This window comes from Lonsdalea britannica, assembly GCF_946477055.1.
Classification (GTDB): domain Bacteria; phylum Pseudomonadota; class Gammaproteobacteria; order Enterobacterales; family Enterobacteriaceae; genus Lonsdalea; species Lonsdalea britannica_A.
Window position 1 is genome coordinate 1 of sequence record NZ_CAMKXG010000324.1, and the last position, 3,282, is coordinate 3,282.

Annotated in this window: 6 protein-coding genes; all 6 read left to right on the forward strand. The window is 48.5% G+C overall.

Annotated elements, in window-relative coordinates; all coding sequences use genetic code 11:
- Positions 1–407: 407 nt before the first annotated feature.
- The 6 genes from Q7O77_RS16035 (at position 408) to Q7O77_RS16060 (ending at position 3,248) form a co-directional block, all read left to right on the forward strand.
- The gene (locus tag Q7O77_RS16035; RefSeq protein ID WP_304169645.1) at positions 408–608 is read left to right on the forward strand and encodes a hypothetical protein; all 201 of its coding nucleotides are present in this window, start codon (positions 408–410) and stop codon (positions 606–608) included.
- Positions 598–1,236, forward strand: coding sequence for a DUF3164 family protein (locus tag Q7O77_RS16040; protein ID WP_304169647.1), 639 nt, complete (start codon positions 598–600; stop codon positions 1,234–1,236). The genes Q7O77_RS16035 and Q7O77_RS16040 overlap by 11 nt, the downstream gene beginning before the upstream one ends.
- Before the next feature lie 19 nt (positions 1,237–1,255).
- Positions 1,256–1,447 carry a hypothetical protein gene (locus Q7O77_RS16045; RefSeq protein ID WP_304169649.1) on the forward strand — a complete coding sequence of 64 codons (192 nt, stop codon included), beginning with the start codon at positions 1,256–1,258 and terminating at the stop codon, positions 1,445–1,447.
- A gap of 221 nt (positions 1,448–1,668) precedes the next feature.
- Complete coding sequence (locus Q7O77_RS16050; RefSeq protein WP_304169651.1) at positions 1,669–2,139, forward strand: hypothetical protein; 471 nt, start codon at positions 1,669–1,671, stop codon at positions 2,137–2,139.
- Entirely contained in the window at positions 2,139–2,573 is a 435-nt protein-coding gene (locus Q7O77_RS16055) for an ANR family transcriptional regulator (protein WP_304169653.1), read from the forward strand. Before Q7O77_RS16050 ends, Q7O77_RS16055 begins: the two co-directional genes overlap by 1 nt.
- Before the next feature lie 213 nt (positions 2,574–2,786).
- The gene (locus Q7O77_RS16060; protein WP_304169655.1) at positions 2,787–3,248 is read left to right on the forward strand and encodes a hypothetical protein; all 462 of its coding nucleotides are present in this window, start codon (positions 2,787–2,789) and stop codon (positions 3,246–3,248) included.
- Positions 3,249–3,282 lie beyond the last annotated feature (34 nt).

Genomic DNA, 3,282 nt, shown 5'->3' on the forward strand with positions numbered 1-3,282 from the left:
CGCCGGATATGGGCGCAGTGCTTTACAAAGAGAGTAAAGGCAATGCCCGCCGTTTATTCAAGTTGCTGCGCGGTGTCGTCCGTACCAGCCATATCAATGACAGACCGGTCAGTATTTCTACCGTCCGTCAATTCGCTGAAATGCTGATTAATTAACGAGGTATTTATCATGTGCCAATTACCTATTAATAACCCTTTATTAATGAAACCTATTAATCGCCTTACACGCGCTGGAATAAATATTATCAGCGTCAATTTAAATTTTCGTCGGCCCGTAATTGAGGTTGACCGCCCATTCACAGCCTGGGTGCCTGGTGCTTTGGATATTACTGAAACCCGTAAAGGCGTGCGGCGTCCTGTCAAAATGACGACATGGCGTGGCGCCCACATTATTTGGAGGTAGAACTGATGGCAAAAATAGTTATCTGTGTACGCGATAAATCACGAGGTGTGAGCGTGGATTGTCGTGTTGAAGGGGAAGACGGCGATAGCGAGTTGGTGCAGCGCATCGCGGAGAAAACGGCCTCAGGTTTGGCCGGTCACGTATCAGTAAAAGTCAACGATGCAGTCACAAATACACGACGTAAGGAAAAAGTAAATGTCCACTAAAAACAAGCAGTTTACCGAAGCCGTATCCCCTGAGGGGTATTGGATCGATGCCAAGGGCGTATTAACGCCTGAACACCTTATCAAGCCCATTGATATCGCGCGTGATGAGCTGGTCGCGGATTTGATTGGCCGTGCGCTGGCCGTCAACAAGGCACTGTCGGAGTTTAAGTTGTCAGGATTCGCCGATATCGCTGCGTTCGTGTCGCTGTCTGGTGACGAATACGGCGTGAGCCTTGGCGGTAAAAAAGGCAACGTGACGCTGTATAGCTATGATGGCCGTTACAAAATTCAGCGGGCTATGCAAGACCGTATCGCGTTTGATGAACGATTACAGGCAGCCAAGGCATTGATCGATGAATGTCTGTCTGATTGGGTTGATGGGGCCAGACCAGAAATCCACGCCATCATTAACCGGGCTTTTCAGACGGAAAAAGAAGGGGAAGTCAATACTGGCGCGGTACTGTCTTTACGCCGACTTGAAATTGAAGACGAACGTTGGCAACGCGCCATGTCGGCCATCGGTGAAGCTGTGCAGGTTGTTGGCAGTCGTTCATATATCCGTGTCTATGAACGTATCGGAGATTCCGACCAGTATCAGGCTATCTCGTTAGATATTGCGGGGGTGTGATATGTCCGGACTCCATAAAATGACAGCAGGTGAATTTAACCGGCGCTATCCGATTGGGGCATCATTCATTTATGAATCATTGATGGAGCCGAAAGAAAAACGCGCCGTAAAAACAATCGACATTGCCCGTGATTTTGATTGCGGCGTTATTGTCGAAATTAATTTACTGCCGTATTTCGTGAAGCTGGAATCGTTGACGCCAGCGGCGTGATTTAACCTCAAATTAATTAACCATTAAATATGGCGTAATCCCGCCAGGGGCGCGCTTACGCCTAAAACATGGAATTGCGTATGAAGAATAAGTTTTTTATTTCGCATAAATCCACAAAAAGCAACCCGTGGATTTTATTGGCAATCGCTATGTCAATTGCTATCTGGGCCGCTGCGATTGTGGGTTTTATGCAGATTTGTTTATTTCTTATGGAGGCGTGAATGTCTTTTTCTAAAGAGAATACCCAAGTCAAATGTACTCGCTGCCGTAATACACATTTCGAATCTGAGCGGGTATCTAAACGCGATCCCAAATATAAGGTGATACCAACATTCACTCAACTTTGCCCTCGCTGTGGTTGTAAGAGTTTTTATGACCTCACTCCGCAGTTTGCATGGTGTTGGGCCAGCGGACTTATTGAGATAGGTGATTGTCCCCCCTCGTCAGAACCGGATGGCTCAGGTGCGATCATGTTCGCAACCGGACCTAAATATGCACTGAAAGGCTTTCTTGATGTTGTTGCCCGTCATGGCAAAGGCGACAGTACCGGAAAACTTTTGGTACCAGGAGTGCCGGAAGCGCCAGATAGCGACATGGCATTAGATGCCCTTATGTCATGGTTGGCATGGTGCGAACAGAGGAAAGGCGCACAACGCGACGGTATAAAAATCTCCTTAGTGGAGGGTGACTAATGGCTACGAAAAACAGTGATAAAGCGGATTTGCTACGCGCTGTATTGCAAAACGGGCCTCGTACCTCTGCCGAGCTAACTTCTCTAACTGGTATTCGCGCTAAGCGTATCAGCGAGTGTTTAGCGCGTGATATCCGTCGCGGCACGGTGGTGCGAGGTACGATTAACCATCGCCGCGTGTTTGGTCTGGCTGGCTCAATTGACCCCATACACCTCAAGGTAGAGCGTCATTGCCAGGGGCGCTCTGTCCCCATTCCCACTAAATCCGACTTCACAAGCATTAGCCAATTCGCTGCCGAGTTGGAGCGCCGTCAGCAGTTCATCCAGGCGAGGCGCGTCTGGTTGTCAGCTTCAACAATGGCCCACACCCATGAAAAACGAAACTGGTGTGAGATTCGGGCGCATGTCTGTTCTAACTCGATGCGTGAGGTGTGACATGCCGATAGTGAGCAATTGCGAATACATGGACAACGGCGCTTTGCGCATTTACCGGATGAATGATGGCACTCAGGCCAAAGAGCGTCCCGCTTTCCCAGGGAAGTCTCGGTTTGAGTTTTACGACGCCCGCGGCAATCGCATCTATAAAGCGGCCACTTTGCGGGAGATTAAACAGGCGATTGAGCGACATAAAAAATTGTGGAGAGTGCTATGAAAACAACGCGCGCTAATTTGCATCTTTTTGATGACTTCCTTTTCCATAACCCAGAACTGGGTGACCGTTGGTTAGAATTATTCGTCGAAGTTCGTAACGAGCTATTGAGTTTGCGAAAACGCGAGGGTGACCTCGACCAGCAGGTTATTGGCATGGTGGGTAACAGGAATGTCGGTTGTTATATAAAGAAATTCGAAACCGAAGAGGACGTGATCACCATTTGCCTGGAGCTGAAGCATCAGTCAGAAGACTCGTTATTGTCACAAGAAATCGTTCTGTCGAAAGTTAATGGTCAATGGCGCGTCAACATGTCCCTGGCTAGTTTCCCGGAGTGCGAGACACCGGCTGGCGCACTTTTCAAACTCAGTGATTGGCTTCTTAGAATGGGGCTGGCTGCGTCGATTGATATGTCTATGGAACAACGCCTGGAGGCATTAACCGATGACTATCACCGTTAATTCTATGGCTGAGCTTTTGGGTTTCAGTGTAGTG